The organism is Pseudomonas sp. ADAK2 TE3594, assembly GCF_053628675.1.
Genome location: NZ_JBRJGV010000001.1, coordinates 5060217 through 5081228, shown reverse-complemented (window position 1 = coordinate 5081228; position 21012 = coordinate 5060217). Strand labels below are relative to the sequence as shown.

The 21012-nt window shown below is 58.6% G+C and carries 23 protein-coding genes and 1 pseudogene; 18 read left to right on the top strand and 6 right to left on the bottom strand.

Going from position 1 to position 21012, the window contains the following annotated elements; translation table 11 throughout:
* Nucleotides 1–152: 152 nt before the first annotated feature.
* Nucleotides 153–494, top strand: a complete 342-nt coding sequence (locus AB7M22_RS22755) for a PA4575 family protein (protein ID WP_007901845.1) — start codon at nt 153–155, stop codon at nt 492–494.
* Between the two features lie 5 nt (nt 495–499).
* Here the strand turns inward: AB7M22_RS22755 and AB7M22_RS22750 are convergent, their stop codons facing one another.
* Nucleotides 500–2329 carry a hypothetical protein gene (locus AB7M22_RS22750; RefSeq protein ID WP_454187850.1) on the bottom strand — a complete coding sequence of 610 codons (1830 nt, stop codon included), beginning with the start codon at nt 2327–2329 and terminating at the stop codon, nt 500–502.
* A 160-nt stretch (nt 2330–2489) separates the two neighbouring features.
* Between AB7M22_RS22750 and AB7M22_RS22745 the strand changes: the two genes are divergently transcribed.
* The 3 genes from AB7M22_RS22745 (at nt 2490) to AB7M22_RS22735 (ending at nt 4250) form a co-directional block, all read left to right on the top strand.
* Complete coding sequence (locus tag AB7M22_RS22745) at nt 2490–2978, top strand: TIGR00645 family protein (RefSeq protein ID WP_007901849.1); 489 nt, start codon at nt 2490–2492, stop codon at nt 2976–2978.
* A gap of 227 nt (nt 2979–3205) precedes the next feature.
* Nucleotides 3206–3502, top strand: a complete 297-nt coding sequence (locus AB7M22_RS22740; protein ID WP_007901853.1) for a DUF6482 family protein — start codon at nt 3206–3208, stop codon at nt 3500–3502.
* A gap of 130 nt (nt 3503–3632) precedes the next feature.
* The gene (locus tag AB7M22_RS22735) at nt 3633–4250 is read left to right on the top strand and encodes an FKBP-type peptidyl-prolyl cis-trans isomerase (protein ID WP_007901858.1); all 618 of its coding nucleotides are present in this window, start codon (nt 3633–3635) and stop codon (nt 4248–4250) included.
* A gap of 130 nt (nt 4251–4380) precedes the next feature.
* On the opposite strand, the gene AB7M22_RS22730 is transcribed toward AB7M22_RS22735, so the two are convergent.
* The 3 genes from AB7M22_RS22730 to AB7M22_RS22720 form a co-directional block, all read right to left on the bottom strand.
* Nucleotides 4381–4638, bottom strand: a complete 258-nt coding sequence (locus AB7M22_RS22730) for a PA4570 family protein (protein ID WP_007901862.1) — start codon at nt 4636–4638, stop codon at nt 4381–4383.
* A 206-nt stretch (nt 4639–4844) separates the two neighbouring features.
* A complete protein-coding gene (locus AB7M22_RS22725; protein WP_007901863.1) occupies nt 4845–5186 on the bottom strand; it encodes a zinc ribbon domain-containing protein YjdM in 342 nt (113 codons plus the stop codon).
* A gap of 180 nt (nt 5187–5366) precedes the next feature.
* Nucleotides 5367–6335 carry a polyprenyl synthetase family protein gene (locus AB7M22_RS22720; RefSeq protein WP_008008687.1) on the bottom strand — a complete coding sequence of 323 codons (969 nt, stop codon included), beginning with the start codon at nt 6333–6335 and terminating at the stop codon, nt 5367–5369.
* A 239-nt stretch (nt 6336–6574) separates the two neighbouring features.
* On the opposite strand from AB7M22_RS22720, the gene rplU reads away from it, so the two are divergent.
* The 5 genes from rplU to AB7M22_RS22695 all read left to right on the top strand — a co-directional run bounded on the left by rplU (nt 6575) and on the right by AB7M22_RS22695 (nt 10333).
* Nucleotides 6575–6889 carry a 50S ribosomal protein L21 gene (gene rplU / locus AB7M22_RS22715; protein WP_007901869.1) on the top strand — a complete coding sequence of 105 codons (315 nt, stop codon included), beginning with the start codon at nt 6575–6577 and terminating at the stop codon, nt 6887–6889.
* Between the two features lie 35 nt (nt 6890–6924).
* A complete protein-coding gene (gene rpmA, locus AB7M22_RS22710; RefSeq protein ID WP_007901871.1) occupies nt 6925–7200 on the top strand; it encodes a 50S ribosomal protein L27 in 276 nt (91 codons plus the stop codon).
* Between the two features lie 193 nt (nt 7201–7393).
* Nucleotides 7394–8617 carry an Obg family GTPase CgtA gene (gene cgtA, locus AB7M22_RS22705; protein ID WP_007901876.1) on the top strand — a complete coding sequence of 408 codons (1224 nt, stop codon included), beginning with the start codon at nt 7394–7396 and terminating at the stop codon, nt 8615–8617.
* A 123-nt stretch (nt 8618–8740) separates the two neighbouring features.
* Nucleotides 8741–9859: a glutamate 5-kinase gene (gene proB, locus AB7M22_RS22700; RefSeq protein ID WP_032830120.1), complete on the top strand. Its 1119-nt coding sequence runs from the start codon at nt 8741–8743 to the stop codon at nt 9857–9859.
* Between the two features lie 12 nt (nt 9860–9871).
* On the top strand, nt 9872–10333 hold the full coding sequence (locus AB7M22_RS22695; RefSeq protein WP_454187849.1) for a CreA family protein: 462 nt from the start codon (nt 9872–9874) through the stop codon (nt 10331–10333).
* Between the two features lie 197 nt (nt 10334–10530).
* Here the strand turns inward: AB7M22_RS22695 and rpsT are convergent, their stop codons facing one another.
* Nucleotides 10531–10809 carry a 30S ribosomal protein S20 gene (gene rpsT, locus AB7M22_RS22690; RefSeq protein WP_007901883.1) on the bottom strand — a complete coding sequence of 93 codons (279 nt, stop codon included), beginning with the start codon at nt 10807–10809 and terminating at the stop codon, nt 10531–10533.
* A 387-nt stretch (nt 10810–11196) separates the two neighbouring features.
* Between rpsT and murJ the strand changes: the two genes are divergently transcribed.
* The 6 genes from murJ to ispH all read left to right on the top strand — a co-directional run bounded on the left by murJ (nt 11197) and on the right by ispH (nt 18719).
* Nucleotides 11197–12735 (top strand): murein biosynthesis integral membrane protein MurJ, encoded by a 1539-nt coding sequence (gene murJ, locus AB7M22_RS22685; RefSeq protein WP_454187848.1) that lies wholly within the window; start codon nt 11197–11199, stop codon nt 12733–12735.
* A 129-nt stretch (nt 12736–12864) separates the two neighbouring features.
* Nucleotides 12865–13815: a bifunctional riboflavin kinase/FAD synthetase gene (ribF, locus tag AB7M22_RS22680; protein WP_007901886.1), complete on the top strand. Its 951-nt coding sequence runs from the start codon at nt 12865–12867 to the stop codon at nt 13813–13815.
* Nucleotides 13816–16647: an isoleucine--tRNA ligase gene (gene ileS / locus AB7M22_RS22675; RefSeq protein WP_454187847.1), complete on the top strand. Its 2832-nt coding sequence runs from the start codon at nt 13816–13818 to the stop codon at nt 16645–16647.
* Nucleotides 16640–17152 (top strand): signal peptidase II, encoded by a 513-nt coding sequence (lspA, locus tag AB7M22_RS22670; RefSeq protein WP_454187846.1) that lies wholly within the window; start codon nt 16640–16642, stop codon nt 17150–17152. The genes ileS and lspA overlap by 8 nt, the downstream gene beginning before the upstream one ends.
* Nucleotides 17153–17159: 7 nt before the next feature.
* Entirely contained in the window at nt 17160–17597 is a 438-nt protein-coding gene (gene fkpB, locus AB7M22_RS22665; protein WP_454188849.1) for an FKBP-type peptidyl-prolyl cis-trans isomerase, read from the top strand.
* Between the two features lie 174 nt (nt 17598–17771).
* Nucleotides 17772–18719, top strand: a complete 948-nt coding sequence (gene ispH / locus AB7M22_RS22660) for a 4-hydroxy-3-methylbut-2-enyl diphosphate reductase (protein WP_008008700.1) — start codon at nt 17772–17774, stop codon at nt 18717–18719.
* Here ispH and AB7M22_RS22655 read toward each other — a convergent pair.
* Nucleotides 18688–19243: pseudogene (locus AB7M22_RS22655) on the bottom strand (GspH/FimT family pseudopilin). The gene ispH and the pseudogene AB7M22_RS22655 overlap by 32 nt on opposite strands.
* Before the next feature lie 131 nt (nt 19244–19374).
* On the opposite strand from AB7M22_RS22655, the gene AB7M22_RS22650 reads away from it, so the two are divergent.
* From AB7M22_RS22650 to AB7M22_RS22640, 3 genes are read left to right on the top strand one after another with little or no spacing between them, the layout of a single operon-like run.
* Nucleotides 19375–19848: a GspH/FimT family pseudopilin gene (locus tag AB7M22_RS22650; RefSeq protein WP_454187845.1), complete on the top strand. Its 474-nt coding sequence runs from the start codon at nt 19375–19377 to the stop codon at nt 19846–19848.
* The gene (gene pilV / locus AB7M22_RS22645; RefSeq protein ID WP_454187844.1) at nt 19845–20294 is read left to right on the top strand and encodes a type IV pilus modification protein PilV; all 450 of its coding nucleotides are present in this window, start codon (nt 19845–19847) and stop codon (nt 20292–20294) included. The genes AB7M22_RS22650 and pilV overlap by 4 nt, the downstream gene beginning before the upstream one ends.
* The gene (locus AB7M22_RS22640) at nt 20291–21004 is read left to right on the top strand and encodes a PilW family protein (protein ID WP_454187843.1); all 714 of its coding nucleotides are present in this window, start codon (nt 20291–20293) and stop codon (nt 21002–21004) included. Before pilV ends, AB7M22_RS22640 begins: the two co-directional genes overlap by 4 nt.
* Nucleotides 21005–21012: the final 8 nt, after the last annotated feature.

Genomic DNA, 21012 nt, shown 5'->3' with positions numbered 1-21012 from the left:
TCACACAGTGACCACTCGGCACCTTCTGGTCTCGGTTCGCGTGCGAGCCAGACTTTTCTTCTATTATCTGCTCAAGGATATCGACAGTAATCACTGGATCGAGACAGCCTTCCCGTGGAGGCTGAAGACCGGATCTACCGAGGGTCGCCGCCATGTCGCGCAACCTCTGCCTCACCCGTCAATGCCTGGGTCTTGTGACTCGTATCGAATGTGCTATCCGCCCGCTGGCGGGAGATACGGGCATGTGGACCTTGCTCTTCGCCGCCGGAATGGCCGGCGAGCAGCCTTCCGCCATCAAGGCCCAAGGCCCATTCCGTGGGCCTGTCGTGGCTGAATCGATCCTCGACACTATTGTTGAAAGCCTGACTTTGCATGGCTACGAGCTGGCCGACGACCCGCAAATCTGGTGTCTGCATTTGCAAGCCCAGTTGCGAGAGATCAATGGTGGTCGTTACCGCAACCTCAGCGGTCCCGAGTTTCGGCCCGAGCACTGAACAGACTATTGATCAAGGTTGCCTGGCTCAGCCTTGTCGAGTTTGACCTCGAACCCATATTGCACGGTGGTGAGGTTGGTTCGCTGGTAAGTTTCCAGACGTATGGGCTGGCCATAGAAATAATGCACCGCGAATAACGCCGGGCCTTGCGCGCTGGCGTCGTGACTGACCGAAAGAATCTCCTTCAAATAGTTGCCACTGTCGTCCTTGGCGAAAAAACGCCAGTCCTGGGCTGGAAACAGTTTCAAATCCACCACCAACGCATTCCCTATGAGCTCAAGGCCTTTGGGCAATTGGCGGGTGTCGTACGTTTGCTGGTCGACAGTCGCCAGGTACTGCGGCATGGAGCCCACGGCGTAGGCCGGGGTTTCTGGAAACAGGTTCAGATCATAGGTGATGTCGCCGCGTACCGGATCGACCTGATACGCCTCTGGCGGCAGCTCGATCGGCCCATCGCGCTGGCCGTTGCGGTCTTGGGTAAAGAACGTCACCGGGCTTTCGCCGGGATTGAAAGAGGTGCCGAGCAGCTCGTCATTGAAGCTTCTGGGGTGATCGAATTCGATGCGCGCGGCACTCGGGTCATCCACCGACTGACTGATGCTGATACTTTTTTTCAGTTGTTCCTCGCCCAGCGTTGCGCCCTTGAGCCAGGTCGCGGCCTGGTCGTCATACACCACCACCGGCAAGGTCAGTGGCTGGATGGTTTTTTCCGTGGTGTGCGGGTCGAAGCGGCGTATCGGCAGGTTCAGGTCCTTGTGGGTCACCGTGACCGTCGAGAAGTCCAGCAGGCTGACTTCGACGGTGTCGATCGGCCCGTTGAAGTAGACCTTGGTGTAATGCCGGGATTGTTGCTTTTCAAACGCACGCTGCTCGTCATCGAGCTGTTTTTCGAACGCTTCGCTCCAGGCCTTCTGCTGTTGTATTTGCGCCAGTTGTTTTTGATAAAACTCAATTTGTGCGGCGGTTTCGTTGATCGCACCCGAGCGCGAGAGGAATTGTCCGGTGGCGTCCCGGGCCTGAACGATCAGTGGGTTGAGTGATGTGTCACGTATCTCGGGGGCCAGCGGCGCGCTGTTACTGAATTCGATTTCGGCGTAGTTATCGCCCAGTTTCAATAAGGTGACACTGAGATTGTCGTTGGTGCGAGTCTGGCCGACGTCCTTTTTCGTCAGGTCGAAACTGTAGAGCCGGCGTGGGGCGATGACTTCCACCTTGCCTTGCAGGCTCACCGGTTGTGGTTGGTTCTTCTTATCCACATCCAGGCCTTCGATGAAGGGGTAGGTCACCGTCAAATCATCGGGGTTGGTCAGGTTGGAGCTCGACGGGCTCAGCTGAATGCCGGGATCGGTTTCCGACCATTCCGGCTGGAAGGGGATGACGCGCTTGTTGCTCAGGGTCACCGATTGCCATTCCAGGCTATGAGGAAAAGGGAACGCGCCCGGAATGTTGAAGTTGAAAGGGAATACCGGCTGCAGATCGGTCAGGTAATCCGAGCTGGACTCCTTGTGCAGCACGAACAGACCGTTGATGTAGGTGTCGACCAGCGCCTGGGGCGTGGGATAGTGCTTGAGCACGGCGAGAGCATCTTCGCCGTATTCGGTGACCACTGGTTTGGTGTCGAGCCTGAGTTGCGCGCGTTCGAGCAACAGGAGTGAGCCGCCGAGTTCGGCCACGGCATCCTTGAGTTTGGGATCCTCGATCGTCTCCAGGGATTGTTCGAACTGTGCGATCTTTTCTTCGAGGCTGACCTGACGTTTCTCATCGCTGGGTGAACACCCCCCCAGCAGCAACGTGAGGCAAAGTCCGGCACTCGTTATAGGCAATCGCACATCCATTTCCAGTCTTCCTGTCCGACGTCGCTGACCGTTCAATGATCTGGACACTAGCAGAAAAACTTTGTCACACACACGCAGGTTGCGGATTTTCCGGCGGTTTCTGGGTGTAACAGGTGGCTGTTATACTCGCCGCCATTTCCAGCCCCTTGTGTGAGATTCAATGGAACGCTTTATCGAAAATGCAATGTACGCCTCCCGCTGGTTACTGGCGCCGATCTATTTCGGTTTGTCACTGGGCTTGCTGGCGTTGGCACTGAAATTCTTCCAGGAAGTCTTCCACGTCATTCCTAACGTGTTCTCGATGGCCGAGTCGGACCTGATTCTGGTACTGCTGTCGCTGATCGACATGGCGCTGGTGGGCGGCTTGCTGGTGATGGTGATGATCTCTGGCTACGAGAACTTCGTTTCTCAGCTGGATATCGACGACAGCAAGGAAAAGCTCAACTGGCTGGGTACCATGGATTCGTCTTCGTTGAAGATGAAGGTCGCAGCTTCCATCGTGGCGATTTCGTCGATCCACCTGCTACGGATCTTCATGGACGCCAAGAACGTCGATCCCGAGCATTTGAAGTGGTACGTGGTCATTCACATGACGTTCGTTGTGTCGGCATTTGCCATGGGCTATCTGGACAAGCTGACCAAGCACTGATCTGCACCGCCCTTGTAGGAGCGAGCGGTGCGGCGATCCGACTTGCCCGCGAAGGCGGCGTAACAGACAACACTTATGTCGACTGACACGGCCTCTTCGCGGGCAAGCCTCGCTCCTACAGGAGGCGGGGTGAAACAGACGGGTGGTGTCGTCTGTGGCTTGTACTTTGGCCCGTCGAGGCATATCCATGTAGAAGTCCTGGCTCGCCAACTGCCTGAGGTGCGCTCATGAACCTGCAAGAGCTGAATGCGTATGCCGTCGCCGGAAAGGTCGATGAGCTGAACCTGATCTCGATGGAAGGTGTGTTTTACGTGCTGGAAGCACGGATGCATGGCGCGGGGCATCCATTACGCGATGCGCATGGCGAGATATTGCATCTGCGCTCGGTCGAGCATGCGCGTGAAGTGCTTCATGCCTTTCCCAAGTTGTCGTTCAACGTCGTGCATACCTCGGTTCAGGATGAAATGTGCGGTGCCAGCACCGAAGAAAGCCTGAAAGTACCGATCACCTTCCGCTCCGCGTGACAGGGCCGACACGGCTCATCAACGTGACGGCATCTGTGCTAGTCTGCTCGCCCTTTTGATTCCGGGCGCTCCGGGATGCGCTGTGCACGCACGGCAAGTTCCAGGGCCGTCCGCACAACGGAGCAGTGTCATGTCCGAAGTAAATCTGTCCACCGACGAAACCCGCGTCAGCTACGGTATTGGCCGTCAGTTGGGCGACCAGCTGCGTGACAACCCGCCACCGGGCGTTAGCCTGGACGCGATCCTGGCTGGCCTGACCGACGCGTTCGCCGGCAAGCCAAGCCGTGTGGGTCAGGAAGAAATGTCCGCCAGCTTCAAGGTTATCCGCGAAATCATGCAAGCCGAAGCTGCAGCCAAGGCTGAAGCCGCTGCTGGCGAAGGCCTGGCTTTCCTGGCTGAAAACGCCAAGCGCGAAGGCATCACCACTCTGGCTTCCGGCCTGCAATTCGAAGTGCTGACTCAAGGTGAAGGCGCCAAGCCAACCCGTGAAGATCAAGTGCGCACCCACTACCACGGCACCCTGATCGACGGCACTGTGTTCGACAGCTCCTACGATCGTGGTCAGCCCGCAGAATTCCCGGTTGGCGGCGTCATCGCTGGCTGGACCGAAGCCCTGCAACTGATGAACGCCGGCAGCAAATGGCGTCTGTACGTGCCGAGCGAACTGGCTTACGGCGCTCAAGGCGTTGGCAGCATTCCGCCGCACAGCGTACTGGTATTCGACGTCGAACTGCTCGACGTTCTGTAATGCCCGACCTGTCGTTATGACGGGTTAATGTGGGAGCGAGCCTGCTCGCGATACAGTCAGCTCGATTTTTCTGTGAAACCGAGGTGATGCCATCGCGAGCAGGCTCGCTCCCACAGTTTTTTACGTTGTCTCATAGTTCGATCTTGTTGTGCAGCTCACTCGTCGGGCGCAACGCCCGGGCATAGCAGAACAGAAACAGATTGCGTACCAGTTCCTTGAGCACCACCGGCTCGCTGGAACTTAAGCCATTGACGTCCAGATCACCCTGATCCTGCAGCTCGTTCAAGGCTTCTTCTTCAAGCACCGCACAGACTTCCCCGGTTTCCCGATGCAGGATTCTGAGGTAGGGGTGTGGGCGGTCCAGCCAGGCATCGATCAAATAAGTCATGAGTCTCATCTCCATTGATGGGTTTCAATGAGAATAATTCTTATTCATCAAATAGCAAGGGTCTATTGGCGGTTTGTGTTTTTTTCTGCGGGGAAGTTGCTGGGCGTCAAAGCGACAGGCGTTTGGCTACTGCGCGGGAATGCTGGGTGATGCGGGGAAGGGCGAAGCACCATCCCACGCCGGGCGCGGGATGGAATACAGCAGACTCAGACTTTTCTGACGAACTCGGATTTGAGTTTCATCGGGCCGATGCCATCGATCTTGCAGTCGATGTCGTGGTCGCCATCGCACAGGCGGATGTTCTTGACCTTGGTGCCGACCTTGACCACCAGCGACGTGCCCTTGACCTTGAGGTCCTTGATCACGGTGATGGTATCGCCGTCCTGCAGGACATTGCCGACCGAATCCTTTTTCACTGTGTCATCGGAGGCCACTTCGGCTTCGCCACTGGCGGACCACTCGTGGGCGCACTCCGGGCAGATCAGCTGTGCACCGTCTTCATAGGTGTATTCGGAATTGCATTTCGGGCAGGGTGGCAACGTGCTCACTAAAGCTCCTTGGATTCAGGATGGCTAAAAAGCGCACATTATATAGGGTTTATACGGGGAGGGGGGGCGACACATGATTTGTAGGAGCGAGGCTTGCCCGCGAAGGCGGCGTAACAGACAACACTTATGTCGACTGACACGGCCTCTTCGCGGGCAAGCCTCGCTCCTACAGGGCGCGGATTAGTGCGTGCGGGCTACTGCAAACTCGCTCAACTCAACCAATGCATCGCGGTATTCGCTGGCGGGCAGGGCGTCGAGGCACTTGATCGCACGGGCCACGTAATCGCGGGCCAGTTGCGCGGTGTAATCCAGTGAGCCGGAAGCTTCAACGGCTTCGCGAATGCTTTCCAGATCTTCGATGCCGCCTTTCTGGATCGCCCGACGAACCAGTGCGGCCTGCTCCGGAGTGCCTTCGCGCATGGTGTAGATCAGTGGCAGAGTCGGTTTACCTTCGGCCAGATCGTCGCCGACGTTCTTGCCCAGGGTTTCGGCGTCGCCACGGTAATCCAGCAGGTCGTCGACCAATTGGAAGGCCACCCCCAGGTGATCGCCGAAGGTGCGCAGTGCTTCGCTCTGTTCCGGCGAGGCGCCGGCCAGGGCCGCGGCACTGTGGGTCGAGGCTTCGAAGAGCATCGCGGTTTTGCCGCGGATGACTTCCATGTAGGTTTCTTCGGTGGTGCTGGCGTCGCGGACCTTCGACAGTTGCAACACTTCGCCTTCAGCGATGATGCGCGTGGCTTGCGAAAGGATCTTCATCACCGGCATGGAGCCCAGTTCGACCATCATTTCGAAAGAACGCGAATACAGGAAGTCGCCCACCAGCACGCTCGGCGCGTTGCCCCACATGGCGTTGGCGGTCGAGCGGCCACGGCGCATGCCGGACATGTCGACGACGTCGTCGTGCAGCAGGGTGGCGGTGTGCAGGAACTCGATGGTCGCGGCCAACAGGCGCAGGTCGTCGCCTTCGCGGCCGAGTGCCTTGCCGCACAGCAGCACGAGCAACGGGCGCAGGCGTTTACCGCCAGCCGAGGTAATGTAGTCGCCGATTTTCGATACCAGCGGCACTCGGGAAGTCAGCTGTTTCTTGATGATGCCGTCGACGGCGCTAAAATCGTCCGCCACCGCGCGGTAGAAAGCTTGGGGTTGCATCAGCGACAGTTGCTCCAGAAGGGTTGCGCGGCATGCTAGGACCCACGTCCGGGCCTGTCAAGGCGCGATGGACAGCCTCTTGCATCGCCCCGGCAGCTTGCGTACAATCGCGCACCCTGAACTTCCTGGGCAGCACCTGCCTTACGCAATTGCAAACAGGCCTCCAGCCTTATGCAGCCATGCCAGCCAATACCTCTTCTTATAAAGAGCTGGGTGAGCAGGATTATCGGAGAAATACCATGTCTTATGCAGTAATCGTTACTGGTGGCAAGCAGTACAAAGTTGCTCCAGGTGAATACCTGAAGATCGAAAAACTGGAAATCGCTACTGGCGAATCCGTTACTTTTGATCGCGTTCTGTTGGTTGCCAATGGCGACGACGTGAATATCGGCGCTCCAGTTGTTCCTGGCGCTACCGTTGTGGCTGAAGTGATCTCCCAAGGTCGTCACGATAAAGTCCGCATCATCAAGTTCCGTCGTCGTAAGCACCACATGAAGCGTATGGGCCACCGCCAGTGGTACACCGAGATCAAAATCACCGGTATTCAGGCTTAATTTCAGCCTAATTCCTCACTAGGAGAATTGAACTCATGGCACACAAAAAAGCTGGTGGTAGTACCCGTAACGGTCGCGACTCAGAAGCCAAACGCCTTGGCGTGAAGATGTATGGCGGCCAGGTTATCATTCCGGGCAACATCATCGTGCGTCAGCGCGGCACCCAATTCCACGCTGGCTACGGCGTTGGCATGGGCAAAGATCACACTCTGTTCGCTAAAATCGACGGCGTGATCAAGTTCGAAGTAAAAGGCGCCTTCGGTCGTCGTTACGTAAGCATTGTCCCGAAGACTGACGTCGTCGCGGCATAATTACGTAGTTGCTGGAAAAGCCCTGTCTTGCGACGGGGCTTTTTCGTTTGTGGGGTGAGTCTCTTGCAAAGCTGTTTGTGATGGGCTCCAGCGCTGTATTGGCGGTCGTTGATTGAGGTCGCTGCGCTCATTTTTGCAAGAGTCTTATGTCTAGGTTTTTTCGGCTCGTCCGTATGGCGAGAGGCGTTTTGTTATGAAGTTTGTTGATGAAGTATCGATTCGAGTAAAGGCCGGCGACGGCGGCAACGGGTGCATGAGCTTCCGTCGCGAAAAATTCATTGAAAACGGCGGCCCGAACGGCGGTGATGGTGGTGATGGCGGCTCGGTCTACATGGTCGCCGACGAAAACCTCAACACCCTGGTGGACTACCGTTACACCCGACACTTCGATGCCGAGCGTGGTTCCAACGGCGGCAGCACTGACTGCACCGGCAAGAAGGGTGAGGAGCTGGTGCTGCGCGTTCCAGTTGGCACTACCGTTATCGATTCCGCGACTCAGGAAGTGATCGGCGACCTGACCAAGGCCGGCCAGCGTCTGCTGGTGGCTCACGGCGGCTGGCACGGTCTGGGTAACACTCGTTTCAAATCCAGCACCAACCGGGCGCCGCGCCAGACCACGCCGGGCAAGCCGGGTGAGCAGCGCGACCTGAAGCTGGAAATGAAGGTGTTGGCGGACGTCGGTCTGCTCGGTTTGCCGAACGCTGGCAAAAGTACCTTCATTCGCTCGGTATCGGCCGCCAAGCCGAAGGTCGCCGACTATCCGTTCACCACTCTGGTGCCGAACCTGGGTGTGGTCAGCGTCGATCGCTGGAAGAGCTTCGTGGTGGCGGACATTCCGGGTCTGATCGAAGGTGCTTCTGACGGCGCGGGCCTGGGGATTCGTTTCCTCAAGCACTTGTCGCGTACCCGTCTGCTGTTGCACCTCGTCGACATGGCGCCGCTGGATGACACCAGTGCTCCGGATGCCGCTGAAGTAATCGTCAGTGAGCTGACCAAGTTCAGCCCGTCCCTGGCTGAGCGTGATCGCTGGCTGGTGTTGAACAAGTGCGACCAGATCCTTGAAGAAGAGCACGACGCTCGCGTCAAGGAAATCGTTGATCGTCTGGAGTGGACCGGTCCGGTCTACGTGATCTCCGCGATCGCCAAGCAAGGCACCGAGCGTCTTTGTCATGACATCATGCGTTACCTGGAAGATCGTGCCGATCGTCTGGCTAACGACCCAGCCTACAAGGAAGAGCTGGCCGAGCTCGATCAGCGCATCGAAGACGAAGCGCGCGCCCAGTTGCAGGCGCTGGACGATCAGCGTGCCCTGCGTCGCAGTGGCGTGAAGTCGGTCCATGACATCGGTGACGACGATTGGGACGAAGAAGATGTGGATGACGAAGACGGTCCGGAAATCATTTACGTGCGTGACTGATTCGTTGCGATAAACTTAAGCGCCGCTCACTAGAGCGGCGTTTTAGTATCTGGAAATCGGTAGTCACGAATAACGTTACGGGCAGCGCTGGGTCGTGCTGTCCTCAAGCTAAGGTTGAAGATGATGCGGAGCAAGGTGACAGGTGCGCAGCGTTGGGTCGTGAAGATCGGCAGCGCTTTGCTGACGGCGGATGGCAAAGGCCTGGATCGCGCGGCAATGGGTGTCTGGGTCGAGCAGATGGTTGCCCTGCACGAGGCGGGTGTTGAGCTGGTGCTGGTGTCCTCCGGGGCCGTGGCGGCGGGTATGAGCCGTTTGGGCTGGACTGTACGACCCAGTGCAATGCACGAGTTGCAGGCCGCTGCCGCCATCGGTCAGATGGGGTTGGTGCAGGCCTGGGAGTCGAGTTTCGCCGAGCATGGCCGGCATACCGCGCAGATTCTCCTGACTCACGACGATTTGTCCGACCGCAAGCGCTACCTGAATGCTCGCAGTACGCTGCGCGCGCTGGTCGAACTCAAGGTGATCCCGGTGATCAACGAGAACGATACCGTGGTCACTGACGAAATCCGTTTCGGCGACAACGACACGTTGGCAGCGTTGGTGGCGAACCTGGTCGAAGCCGATTTGCTGGTGATCCTCACCGATCGCGATGGCATGTTCGACGCCGATCCACGCAACAATCCCGACGCCAAGCTGATTTACGAGGCGCGTGCCGATGATCCGGCACTGGATGCGGTGGCTGGTAGCACTGGCGGTGCGCTGGGTCGTGGCGGTATGCAGACCAAGTTGCGCGCTGCGCGTCTGGCGGCGCGTTCCGGTGCGCACACCATCATTGTCGGCGGGCGCATTGATCGCGTGCTGGATCGTCTCAAGGCTGGCGAGCGCATCGGTACCTTGTTGTCACCTGAGCGCGGTATGCTGGCGGCGCGCAAGCAGTGGCTGGCCGGGCATCTGCAAACCCGCGGCACGCTGGTGCTGGATGCGGGGGCAGTGACGGCGTTGTCCCAGGGTAATAAAAGTTTGTTGCCAGTGGGTGTCAAGCTGGTCCAGGGCAGTTTCCGTCGCGGCGAAATGGTGGTCTGCGTGGCGCCGGACGGTCGTGAAATCGCTCGTGGCCTGGCCAACTACAGTGCTCTGGAAGCACAAAAAATCATCGGTCAGTCGTCTGAGGCGATTGTCGGTCTGCTGGGTTACATGGCGGAGCCGGAACTGGTTCACCGCGATAACCTGATTCTGGTCTGAAGGAATACCTGAATGCGTGTGGCAAAAGGATTATTGGGCTTGTTGTTGGCGATGCCGCTGCTGGTCTCGGCCGAGGAAGTTGGCCAGGTGTCGACGGTGTTCAAGTTCGTCGGCCCGAACGACCGTATCGTTGTCGAGGCGTTTGATGACCCGAAAGTGGATGGCGTGACTTGCTACCTGTCGCGCGCCAAGACTGGCGGGGTAAAGGGTGGGTTAGGTCTGGCTGAGGATCGCGCTGAAGCGTCTATTGCGTGCCGTCAGGTCGGGCCGATCAACTTCAAGGGTGAGCTCAAGGATGGTGAGGAGGTGTTCAAGGAGCGCACGTCCCTGGTGTTCAAGACCATGCAAGTGGTGCGATTCCTCGACAAGAAGCGCAATACGTTGGTGTATCTGGTTTATAGCGATCGTTTGATCGAGGGCAGCCCGCAGAATGCGGTGACGGCGATTCCGATTTTGCCGTGGACTCATCAGTGATCTGAGAGTCGCTTTCGCGGGCAAGCCTCGCTCCTACGGAATTGAGTCGTTCGCACAATAAGCGATCAATCCGAACCTGTAGGAGCGAGGCTTGCCCGCGAAGACGCCAGATTGGGCGCTGCAAATCTCTCTGAATAAATGAAATCGCAGGCAATAAAAAACCGACCCTGAGGTCGGTTTTTTAATGAGCGTGTCGCTTAGGCAGCAGCGGCAACGTTCAGGGCCTTTACGTGGCCATTCAGGCGGCTCTTATGACGAGCAGCTTTGTTCTTGTGGATGATGCCTTTATCGGCCATACGGTCGATAACTGGCACAGCCAGAACGTAAGCAGCTTGAGCTTTAGCAGCGTCTTTTGCGTCGATGGCTTTAACTACATTCTTGATGTAGGTACGAACCATGGAACGCAGGCTGGCGTTGTGGCTGCGACGCTTCTCAGCCTGTTTTGCACGTTTTTTGGCGGAAGGTGTGTTGGCCACCGTCGAGCTCCTCGAAAGACTTTTTAGGAAATAGCAAACAAAATAGGCCGCGAATCATGCCGATGAGTTGATGGCTTGTCAAGGGCGGGAGAGACGTTCCGCTAAGTGGCCGGTTCCGACCCCATGAAAACTACTGCGCTCGGCAATACAGCGTTGAAAGCAAACTCGAAATGCTCATTGACTAAAGTCAACTCCGCTATCTCGCCTGCTTTCGCCTTGTCTTGCCTTCGCTCGCTACGTTTTCAAGGGGGCGGTGAGCTGGATATTTCTTTCCGGCGTGCGACCTGTAAACTCGCGAGCTTTGGCTCTGTGCTGTTGCGGCGCGGAGTATCGCATAAGTGGGCGCGTTGTTCGCCTGCTGTTTATCGACAGGCAAAAACTCTTTCAATGAATCTGCTCAAATCGTTGGCCGCTGTCAGCTCTATCACGATGCTTTCCCGGGTGTTGGGGTTTGTTCGCGATACCCTTATCGCTCGTGCATTTGGTGCGGGAATGGCGACCGACGCCTTCTTTATCGCCTTCAAACTGCCCAATCTGCTGCGGCGGATCTTCGCCGAGGGAGCATTTTCCCAGGCCTTCGTGCCGATTCTCGCCGAATATAAAAGCCAGAAGGGCGAGGAGGCGACGCGAACCTTCATTGCCTACGTCTCGGGCCTGCTGACGCTGGTACTGGCGCTGGTCACCGCGTTGGGCATGCTCGCCGCGCCTTGGGTTATCTGGGCCACGGCACCGGGTTTCGTCACGACCCCGGAAAAATTCGAGCTGACCACCGATCTGCTGCGGGTCACTTTTCCTTATATATTGCTGATCTCCCTGTCTTCATTGGCCGGAGCGATCCTCAACACCTGGAACCGCTTCTCGGTGCCGGCCTTCGTGCCGACCCTGCTCAATGTCAGCATGATCATCTTTGCGGTGTTCCTGACGCCGTATTTCGATCCGCCGGTAATGGCGCTGGGCTGGGCCGTTCTGGTGGGCGGCCTGGCGCAATTGCTGTTTCAGCTGCCGCACCTGAAAAAAATCGGCATGCTGGTACTGCCGCGCCTTAATCTGCGCGATAACGGTGTCTGGCGGGTCATGAAGCAGATGCTGCCAGCGATCATCGGCGTTTCGGTGAGCCAGATTTCGCTGATCATCAACACCATATTTGCTTCGTTTCTGGTGGCGGGTTCCGTTTCCTGGATGTATTACGCCGATCGCCTGATGGAATTGCCATCCGGTGTGCTGGGTGTGGCACTGGGCACGATTCTGCTGCCGACCCTGGCCAGGACCTATGCCAGCCAGGATCGCCACGAATACTCGCGGATCCTCGATTGGGGGCTGCGCCTGTGCTTCATGCTGGTGTTGCCGTGCGCCCTGGCGCTGGGGATTCTGGCTGAGCCGCTGACGGTTTCGCTGTTCCAGTACGGTCAGTTCAGCGCTTTCGATGCAGCCATGACCCAGCGCGCGTTGATTGCTTACTCCGTCGGCTTGCTGGGGATTATCGTGATCAAAGTGTTGGCGCCGGGCTTTTATGCGCAACAAAACATCCGGACTCCAGTAAAAATCGCGATTTTCACCCTGATTGTCACCCAACTGTTCAACCTGGTGCTGATCGGTCCGCTGGCTCATGCCGGTCTGGCGCTGGCCATCAGCGCGGGCGCCTGCATCAACGCCGGGCTGCTGTTCTATCAGCTGCGCAAGCAGCAGATGTATCAGCCGCAGCCGGGCTGGGCGAAGTTCGGGCTCAAATTGTTGGTGGCGGTCGCGGTGATGTCCGCGGTATTGCTGGGCGCAATGCACTTCATGCCGGCCTGGGCGCAAGGGCATATGCTGGAGCGTTTGCTGCGTCTGGGCGCATTGGTGATCGCCGGCGTGGTGGTCTATTTCGGCATGTTGCTGTTGATGGGCTTCCGTTTGCGCGACTTCAATCGCAAGGCCTTGAACTGAGGCTTTTGTCTCGATAAACACGGGCGAGCCGGCAGTTTTGTCGGCTCGATCACTTTGGGTTACGGTGTTGCCTGTCGTCGGCCGCCGGGTGTGGTTATAATCGACCACTTTATGAGCAAGAAGCGCGTTATGCAGCTGGTTCGAGGCCTCCACAACCTGCGCCCCCAGCATCGGGGCTGTGTCGCCACTATTGGCAACTTTGACGGTGTTCACCGTGGTCACCAGGCTATCCTGGCCCGGCTGCGTGAGCGTGCGCTCGAGTTGGGCGTGCCCAGCTGCGTGGTGATTTTTGAGCCGCAGCCGCGAGAATTCTTCGCCCCGGACACCGCTCCGGCCCGTCTGGCCCGCCTGCGGGACAAACTGCAGCTGCTGGCCCTGGAAGGTGTCGACCGGGTGCTGTGCCTGGCGTTCAATCAGCGCCTGAGCAAACTCAGCGCCAGCGAATTCGTCGATACTATTCTGGTGGACGGCCTCGGCGTGCAGCATCTGGAGGTCGGCGACGATTTTCGTTTCGGCTGCGACCGGCTAGGGGATTTCGATTTTCTGCAACAGGCTGGCGTCCTTCAGGGGTTTACCGTCGAAGCGGCGCAAACCGTCGAGCTGGACGGCATTCGTGTCAGCAGCACTCAGGTGCGTAACGCCCTGGCAGCTGCCGATTTTGCCTTGGCCGAGCGGCTGCTCGGTCGTCCGTACCGGATTGCCGGGCGGGTCCTGCATGGCCAGAAGCTGGCGCGCCAGCTCGGTACGCCGACCGCCAACATACAACTCAAGCGTCGTCGTGTGCCGCTGTCCGGGGTTTATCTGGTCAACGTCGACATCGACGGCAAGACCTGGCCAGGCGTCGCCAATATCGGCGTGCGGCCAACGGTCCAAGGTGATGGCAAAGCCCACCTCGAAGTACACCTTTTAGATTTTGCCGGCGATCTGTATGACCGGCGTTTGACGGTGGTTTTCCACCACAAGCTGCGTGAAGAGCAGCGTTTCGCCTCTCTGGAGGCGCTTAAGACGGCGATCAATGCGGATGTCGCCGCCGCCCGTGCCCTGTCGCACCTAGCGCCAATCGCTAATGAAGAGCCTTAAATGACCGACTATAAAGCCACGCTAAACCTTCCGGACACCGCCTTCCCAATGAAGGCCGGCCTGCCTCAGCGCGAACCGCAGATTCTGCAGCGCTGGGACAGCATTGGCCTGTACGGTAAGTTGCGCGAGATTGGCAAGGATCGTCCGAAGTTCGTACTTCACGACGGTCCTCCGTACGCCAACGGCACGATTCACATCGGTCATGCGTTGAACAAGATTCTCAAGGACATGATCATCCGCTCGAAAACCCTGTCGGGTTTCGACGCGCCTTATGTGCCGGGCTGGGACTGCCACGGTCTGCCGATCGAGCACAAAGTCGAAGTGACCCACGGCAAGAACCTGGGCGCGGACAAGACCCGCGAACTGTGCCGTGCCTACGCCACCGAGCAGATCGAAGGCCAGAAGTCCGAATTCATCCGTCTGGGCGTGTTGGGCGATTTCGCCAACCCGTACAAGACCATGGACTTCAAAAACGAGGCCGGTGAAATCCGCGCCCTGGCGGAAATCGTCAAGGGTGGTTTCGTGTTCAAGGGCCTGAAGCCTGTGAACTGGTGCTTTGACTGCGGTTCGGCCCTGGCTGAAGCGGAAGTCGAGTACGAGAACAAAAAATCCGCGACCATCGACGTGGCGTTCCCGATCGCTGATGAAGCCAAACTGGCTGCCGCGTTCGGTCTGCCATCGCTGGGCAAACCTGCATCGATCGTGATCTGGACCACCACCCCGTGGACCATCCCGGCCAACCAGGCGCTGAACGTTCACCCAGAGTTCAACTACGCCCTGGTCGACGTCGGCGACAAACTGCTGGTGCTGGCTGAAGAGCTGGTCGAGTCGTGCCTGGCCCGCTACAGCCTGGAAGGCTCGGTCATTGCGACCACCACCGGTAAAGAACTGGAACTGATCAACTTCCGTCACCCGTTCTACGATCGTCTGTCGCCGGTTTACCTGGCTGAATACGTCGAACTGGGCGCGGGCACCGGTGTGGTTCACTCCTCGCCAGCCTACGGCGTAGACGACTTCGTGACCTGTAAAGCCTATGGCATGGTCAACGACGACATCCTCAATCCGGTGCAAAGTAACGGCGTATACGCCACGTCGCTGGAGTTCTTCGGCGGCCAGTTCATCTGGAAGGCCAACCCGGCCATCGTCGACAAACTGTCGGAAGTCGGCGCGCTGCTGCACACCGAAACCATTGAACACAGCTACATGCACTGCTGGCGTCACAAGACCCCGCTGATCTACCGCGCCACCGCGCAGTGGTTCATCGGCATGGACAAGGAGCCTGCGACCGGCGAAACCCTGCGCAAGCGGGCGATCAAAGCCATCGAAGAGACAAAGTTCGTTCCGGCCTGGGGTCAGGCGCGCCTGCACTCGATGATCGCCAATCGTCCGGACTGGTGCATTTCCCGTCAGCGCAACTGGGGCGTGCCGATCCCGTTTTTCCTGAACAAGGAAAGCGGCGAGCTGCACCCACGCACTGTCGAACTGATGGAAATCGTCGCCCAACGCGTCGAAGTCGAAGGCATCGAAGCCTGGTTCAAGATGGACGCCGCCGAGTTGCTCGGTGAAGAAGCGCCGCAGTACGACAAGATCAGCGACACCCTGGACGTCTGGTTCGACTCGGGCACCACGCACTGGCACGTCCTGCGCGGCTCGCACTCGATGGGCCACGAGACCGGTCCACGCGCCGACCTGTACCTGGAAGGTTCGGACCAACACCGCGGCTGGTTCCACTCGTCGTTGCTGACCGGTTGCGCCATCGATGACCACGCGCCGTACCGCGAGCTGCTGACCCATGGTTTCACCGTCGACGAATCCGGTCGCAAAATGTCCAAGTCCTTGGGCAACGTGATCGCGCCGCAGAAGGTCAACGACACCCTGGGCGCCGACATCATGCGTCTGTGGGTTGCTTCCACCGATTACTCGGGTGAAATGGCGGTTTCCGAGCAGATCCTGCAACGCAGTGCGGACGCCTACCGGCGCATCCGTAACACTGCGCGTTTCCTGCTGTCCAACCTGACCGGTTTCAATCCGGCCACCGACATCCTGCCGGCCGAAGAAATGCTGGCGCTGGACCGTTGGGCCGTGGATCGCACCCTGCTGCTGCAACGCGAGCTGCAAGAGCACTACGGCGAATACCGCTTCTGGAACGTCTACTCCAAGATCCACAACTTCTGCGTGCAGGAGCTGGGTGGTTTCTACCTCGACATCATCAAGGACCGTCAGTACACCACTGGCGCCAACAGCAAGGCCCGTCGTTCGGCGCAAACCGCGCTGTACCACATCAGCGAAGCGCTGGTGCGCTGGATCGCGCCGATCCTGGCGTTCACCGCCGACGAGCTGTGGCAGTACCTGCCGGGCGAGCGTAACGAGTCTGTGATGCTCAACACCTGGTACGAAGGCCTGACCGAATTGCCCGAAGGCTTCGAGCTGGACCGCGCCTACTGGGAGCGAATCATGGCGGTGAAGGTGGCGGTCAACAAGGAAATGGAGATCCAGCGCGCGGCCAAGGCCGTCGGTGGCAACCTGCAAGCCGAAGTGACGCTGTTCGCCGAAGATGCGCTGAGCGCCGATCTGGCCAAGCTGAGCAACGAACTGCGCTTCGTGTTGATTACCTCGACTGCCACCGTTGCACCGTTCGTGCAGGCTCCGGCAGACGCGGTGGTCACCGAAGTCGGTGGCCTGAAGCTCAAAGTGATCAAGTCGAGTCATGCTAAGTGCGCCCGTTGCTGGCACTGCCGTGAAGATGTCGGCGTGAACCCGGAGCATCCGGAAATCTGCGGTCGTTGCGTCGACAACATCAGCGGCGCTGGCGAGGTTCGTCACTATGCCTAACGCCGTTGGCCGTTTCGGACGGCTGAGCTGGCTCTGGTTGAGTTTGCTGGTCCTGGTCATCGACCAGGCCAGCAAGTTCTACTTCGAAGGCAAGCTCGAGATGTTCCAGCAAATCGTGGTGATCCCCGATTACTTCAGCTGGACCCTGGCCTACAACACTGGCGCGGCGTTCAGCTTCCTGGCCGACAGCTCCGGCTGGCAGCGCTGGTTGTTTGCCCTGATCGCGGTTGTGGTCAGTGCGGTGCTGGTGGTGTGGCTCAAGCGTCTGGGGCGCAACGAAACCTGGCTGGCGGTTGCGCTGGCTTTGGTGCTGGGTGGCGCGCTGGGCAATTTATATGACCGCATTGCCTTGGGCCATGTGATCGATTTCATTCTGGTGCATTGGCAGAACCGCTGGTATTTCCCGGCGTTCAATTTTGCCGACAGCGCAATTTCTGTCGGTGCCGTGATGCTTGCACTGGATATGTTCAAAAGTAAAAAGACCGGAGAAACCGTTCATGACTGAACAGGTATTGGCTGAGCAACGCATTGGCCAGAACACGGAAGTCACCTTGCACTTTGCGTTGCGCCTGGAGAACGGCGACACCGTCGACAGCACCTTCGACAAAGCCCCGGCGACCTTCAAGGTTGGCGACGGCAGCCTGTTGCCAGGTTTCGAAGCCGCGCTGTTCGGCTTCAAGGCCGGCGACAAACGCACCCTGAACATCGAGCCGGAAAACGCCTTTGGTCAGCCGAACCCGCAAAATGTGCAGATCATCCCGCGCTCGCAGTTCAAGGATATGGAACTGTCGCCTGGCTTGCTGGTGATCTTCAACGATGCGGCCAATACTGAGCTGCCCGGTGTGGTGAAAGAATTCGATGACGCCCAGGTGACCATCGACTTCAACCACCCGCTGGCCGGTAAAACCTTGACCTTTGACGTCGAGATCATCAACGTCAAGGCGCTGTAAAACTGTGGGAGCGAGCCTGCTCGCGATGACGGTCTGACATTCAACATTGATGTCGACTGTTACTCCGCCATCGCGAGCAGGCTCGCTCCCACATGGATTTCACTGTTCTCGGGCCTTGTGTTCGATCAACAGGCAGGCATTACTATTTCTTGCGCGCAAGACACGAGGCACAGCATGCAAATCAAACTCGCCAACCCCCGTGGCTTCTGTGCCGGTGTGGACCGGGCGATCGAAATCGTCAACCGCGCCCTGGAAGTCTTCGGGCCACCGATCTATGTGCGCCACGAAGTGGTCCACAACAAATTCGTCGTCGAAGACCTGCGCGCCCGTGGGGCGATCTTCGTCGAAGAACTGGATCAGGTACCGGACGACGTGATCGTGATCTTCAGCGCCCATGGCGTTTCCCAGGCCGTGCGCACCGAAGCCGCAGGCCGTGGCCTGAAGGTGTTCGATGCTACCTGCCCGCTGGTGACCAAGGTACACATCGAAGTCGCGCGCTACAGCCGCGACGGCCGTGAATGCATCCTCATCGGCCACGCCGGTCACCCGGAAGTCGAAGGCACCATGGGCCAGTACGATGGCAGCAATGGTGGCGCGATCTATCTGGTCGAGGACGAGAAAGACGTCGCCGCTTTGCAGGTGAACAACCCTGAAAGACTGGCCTTCGTCACCCAGACCACCCTGTCCATGGACGATACCAGTCGCGTGATCGACGCCCTGCGTACTCGGTTCCCGGCGATCGGCGGTCCGCGCAAGGACGATATCTGCTACGCCACGCAAAACCGTCAGGACGCCGTCAAGCAGCTGGCAGACGAATGCGATGTGGTGCTGGTGGTCGGCAGCCCGAACAGCTCCAACTCCAATCGCCTGCGTGAACTGGCCGAACGCATGGCCACCCCGGCCTATCTGATCGACGGTGCCGAAGACCTGCAAAAGAGCTGGTTCGACGGTGTCGAGCGGATTGGCATCACTGCCGGTGCCTCCGCTCCGGAAGTACTGGTGCGTGGCGTGATCCAGCAATTGCAGGCCTGGGGCGCTACTGGCGCCGATGAACTGGCCGGCCGCGAGGAGAACATCACCTTCTCCATGCCTAAAGAGCTGCGCGTGCGCTCCTTGCTTTAACGTTTTTCCCCTGGACACAATGCCTGCTCAGCCTTATGGCTGCGCAGGCTGACGCGGCCGGTCCGGGCCAGCACCACCTGGAGCTGACTCACCGGCTCGTGGCTTGCGCATAGGTGCAATGTCCCCGCTTGAAAGGCCCGTCCGGGCATCAGCGGTTCGCCCAGACTGCTGAAACGCACGAAACGCTTGACCGCCCAATTGCCGACAATCGGCACCCGGCTGCTGCTCGCGTGCTCAATCAGCAGCGGATTGCTGCTGTCCTCCGGGCCTCTACCGCTGACATCCAGAATGATCCGCCAGCCCTGACCCCAGTCACCGTTGATACCGTGTATCACAACACTCTGATTGCGTGTGATAGCAGCGGTTCTGGCATTGCGCATACCACTGAGAATCGACTGCGCTGCCTGCTCCCGATGGTTCGATTCTGTCAGTGCGGCGAATGCCGGGCTGACCAGTTGCAGAACAATCCCGACAATTGTCAGTCCCATGAGCAGTTCGATCAGGCTGAAACCTTGCTGATGCATGTCATTTCCCTCCCTGGAGTGCTGCGGCCCGCGCGATCCCTGCACGAGTAATGGCAAAACAACCGTACATCCGCCGGTCGAATGTTCTAGCGTGTAGAAGCAGGTATAGCCGACGGCAACGGAGCGCATCGATGGATCATCGTACAAAAGGTTTCACGCTGATCGAGCTGCTGATCACGCTCGCCGTGTTTCTGATCCTGATCAGCCTCGCCGTTCCGGCGTTTACCCGCTCGGTGCAAAGCACCAAGGCCGACACCGAGATCGGTGACCTGCAACGCGCGCTGAATTTCGCCCGGCTTGAGGCGATTGACCGGGGCCTCACCACCAGGATTCGCCCGACAGCCGGCGGCAGTGTCTGGACCGGTGAGTTGACCGTTTATGACGGTACTGGCAATCCGGCCAATGTATTGCGGGTTGTTCCAGCGCTGAGCAGTGGCGCCACTCTGACGCTAACCTCAGGAGTGACCGCTATTGATTTCAACAATCTGGGCGGTTTGTCGGCACCGTCCACGGCAGTCGTGATCAGTTATGTACTGGGGGCGCAGAGCCGGACGCTGAATGTGTGCTTGAACGGACGAATTCTATTGGGTGGAAGTTGCGGATGAGGGGTTGGAGCAAGCGTGCACAGGATGGCATGACGCTGATCGAGGTACTGGTCGCGTTGTTGGTTCTGGCCGTGGGGTTGTTGGGCGCGGCGGCGATTCAGCTCAATGCGCTGAAGTACACCGATAGCTCGCGGATGACCAGTCAGGCGAGTTTTATCGCCTACGACATGATGGACCGCATTCGCGCCAACTCCGGCGCCGATTACACCGTCACGCCACCGACCTCGGGCAACCTGAGCGTGGCCCGGGATCAGGATCTTTACGACTTCACCAGCAACATCGTCGATTTCGGCGGCGCCACGGCGACCGGCAGCATCACCCGAAACCAACGGGTGTACACCATCACCATCACCTGGGACGACTCACGGGCCGCCAATACCGCCGACTCGCGCCGCAGTTTTGTCCTTACCAGCCGCGCCACCGTTGATCCGGCGACGACACCATGAACAGAACCAGCAGAGGTTTCGGCCTGATCGAGTTACTGATCGCCCTGGCGTTGAGTCTGGTCGTGGTTCTTGGCGTGGCGCAGATCTTCATCGCCGCTAAAAATACCTACGTCAGCCAGAATACCGCCGCCGGCATGCAGGAAGATGCACGGTTCGTCCTGAGCAAAATGATTCAGGAAATCCGCATGGTCGGCATGTTCGGTTGCCTGGGTACGATTATCGACGCCAGCTCGGCAGGGAACTTCAATGCCAGTCAAATTGCGCCGATCAGTTGGGACAATGCCAACCTCAAATTAACGCTCGTCACCGCCGATGTCGGCGGCAGTGGCGGGGTGCCAACCTGGACAGTAATTTCCGACTGCCGCAACACCGCAACGGCCTACACCGGTGCACGAACGCCAGCGTCGGGGCAGTTGGCATTTCCGATCCGGCGATTGGTCTACAGCTTCAGCAACAACCAACTACTGATGGGCTCTGGGGCCGGCACACCGACGCAACAGGTGCTGGTGAACAATGTCAGAGCTTTCAATGTGAGCTTTGGCCTCGCCAGTTCTGCCACGGATACGGCCGCCTCCAGCTACAGCAGCAACCCATCCGATCCGGCACGAATCCGCAGTGTGCGCCTGACGCTGACCCTCTACGACCCGAACGATCGGGTACGCAATCAAACCTTCAACGTGGTTGCCGCCTTGCGCAACCGGTTGCAATGAGGAGAGGG

Excerpts from the sequence above, each read along its gene's own strand:
- AB7M22_RS22755 (WP_007901845.1), top strand. The coding sequence starts at position 153 with ATGTCGCGCAACCTCTGCCTCACCCGTCAATGCCTGGGTCTTGTGACT.
- AB7M22_RS22750 (WP_454187850.1), bottom strand. The coding sequence starts at position 2,329 with ATGGATGTGCGATTGCCTATAACGAGTGCCGGACTTTGCCTCACGTTG.
- AB7M22_RS22745 (WP_007901849.1), top strand. The coding sequence starts at position 2,490 with ATGGAACGCTTTATCGAAAATGCAATGTACGCCTCCCGCTGGTTACTG.
- AB7M22_RS22740 (WP_007901853.1), top strand. The coding sequence starts at position 3,206 with ATGAACCTGCAAGAGCTGAATGCGTATGCCGTCGCCGGAAAGGTCGAT.
- AB7M22_RS22735 (WP_007901858.1), top strand. The coding sequence starts at position 3,633 with ATGTCCGAAGTAAATCTGTCCACCGACGAAACCCGCGTCAGCTACGGT.
- AB7M22_RS22730 (WP_007901862.1), bottom strand. The coding sequence starts at position 4,638 with ATGACTTATTTGATCGATGCCTGGCTGGACCGCCCACACCCCTACCTC.
- AB7M22_RS22720 (WP_008008687.1), bottom strand. The coding sequence starts at position 6,335 with ATGCAACCCCAAGCTTTCTACCGCGCGGTGGCGGACGATTTTAGCGCC.
- rplU (WP_007901869.1), top strand. The coding sequence starts at position 6,575 with ATGTCTTATGCAGTAATCGTTACTGGTGGCAAGCAGTACAAAGTTGCT.
- rpmA (WP_007901871.1), top strand. The coding sequence starts at position 6,925 with ATGGCACACAAAAAAGCTGGTGGTAGTACCCGTAACGGTCGCGACTCA.
- cgtA (WP_007901876.1), top strand. The coding sequence starts at position 7,394 with ATGAAGTTTGTTGATGAAGTATCGATTCGAGTAAAGGCCGGCGACGGC.
- proB (WP_032830120.1), top strand. The coding sequence starts at position 8,741 with ATGCGGAGCAAGGTGACAGGTGCGCAGCGTTGGGTCGTGAAGATCGGC.
- AB7M22_RS22695 (WP_454187849.1), top strand. The coding sequence starts at position 9,872 with ATGCGTGTGGCAAAAGGATTATTGGGCTTGTTGTTGGCGATGCCGCTG.
- murJ (WP_454187848.1), top strand. The coding sequence starts at position 11,197 with ATGAATCTGCTCAAATCGTTGGCCGCTGTCAGCTCTATCACGATGCTT.
- ribF (WP_007901886.1), top strand. The coding sequence starts at position 12,865 with ATGCAGCTGGTTCGAGGCCTCCACAACCTGCGCCCCCAGCATCGGGGC.
- ileS (WP_454187847.1), top strand. The coding sequence starts at position 13,816 with ATGACCGACTATAAAGCCACGCTAAACCTTCCGGACACCGCCTTCCCA.
- lspA (WP_454187846.1), top strand. The coding sequence starts at position 16,640 with ATGCCTAACGCCGTTGGCCGTTTCGGACGGCTGAGCTGGCTCTGGTTG.
- ispH (WP_008008700.1), top strand. The coding sequence starts at position 17,772 with ATGCAAATCAAACTCGCCAACCCCCGTGGCTTCTGTGCCGGTGTGGAC.
- AB7M22_RS22650 (WP_454187845.1), top strand. The coding sequence starts at position 19,375 with ATGGATCATCGTACAAAAGGTTTCACGCTGATCGAGCTGCTGATCACG.
- pilV (WP_454187844.1), top strand. The coding sequence starts at position 19,845 with ATGAGGGGTTGGAGCAAGCGTGCACAGGATGGCATGACGCTGATCGAG.
- AB7M22_RS22640 (WP_454187843.1), top strand. The coding sequence starts at position 20,291 with ATGAACAGAACCAGCAGAGGTTTCGGCCTGATCGAGTTACTGATCGCC.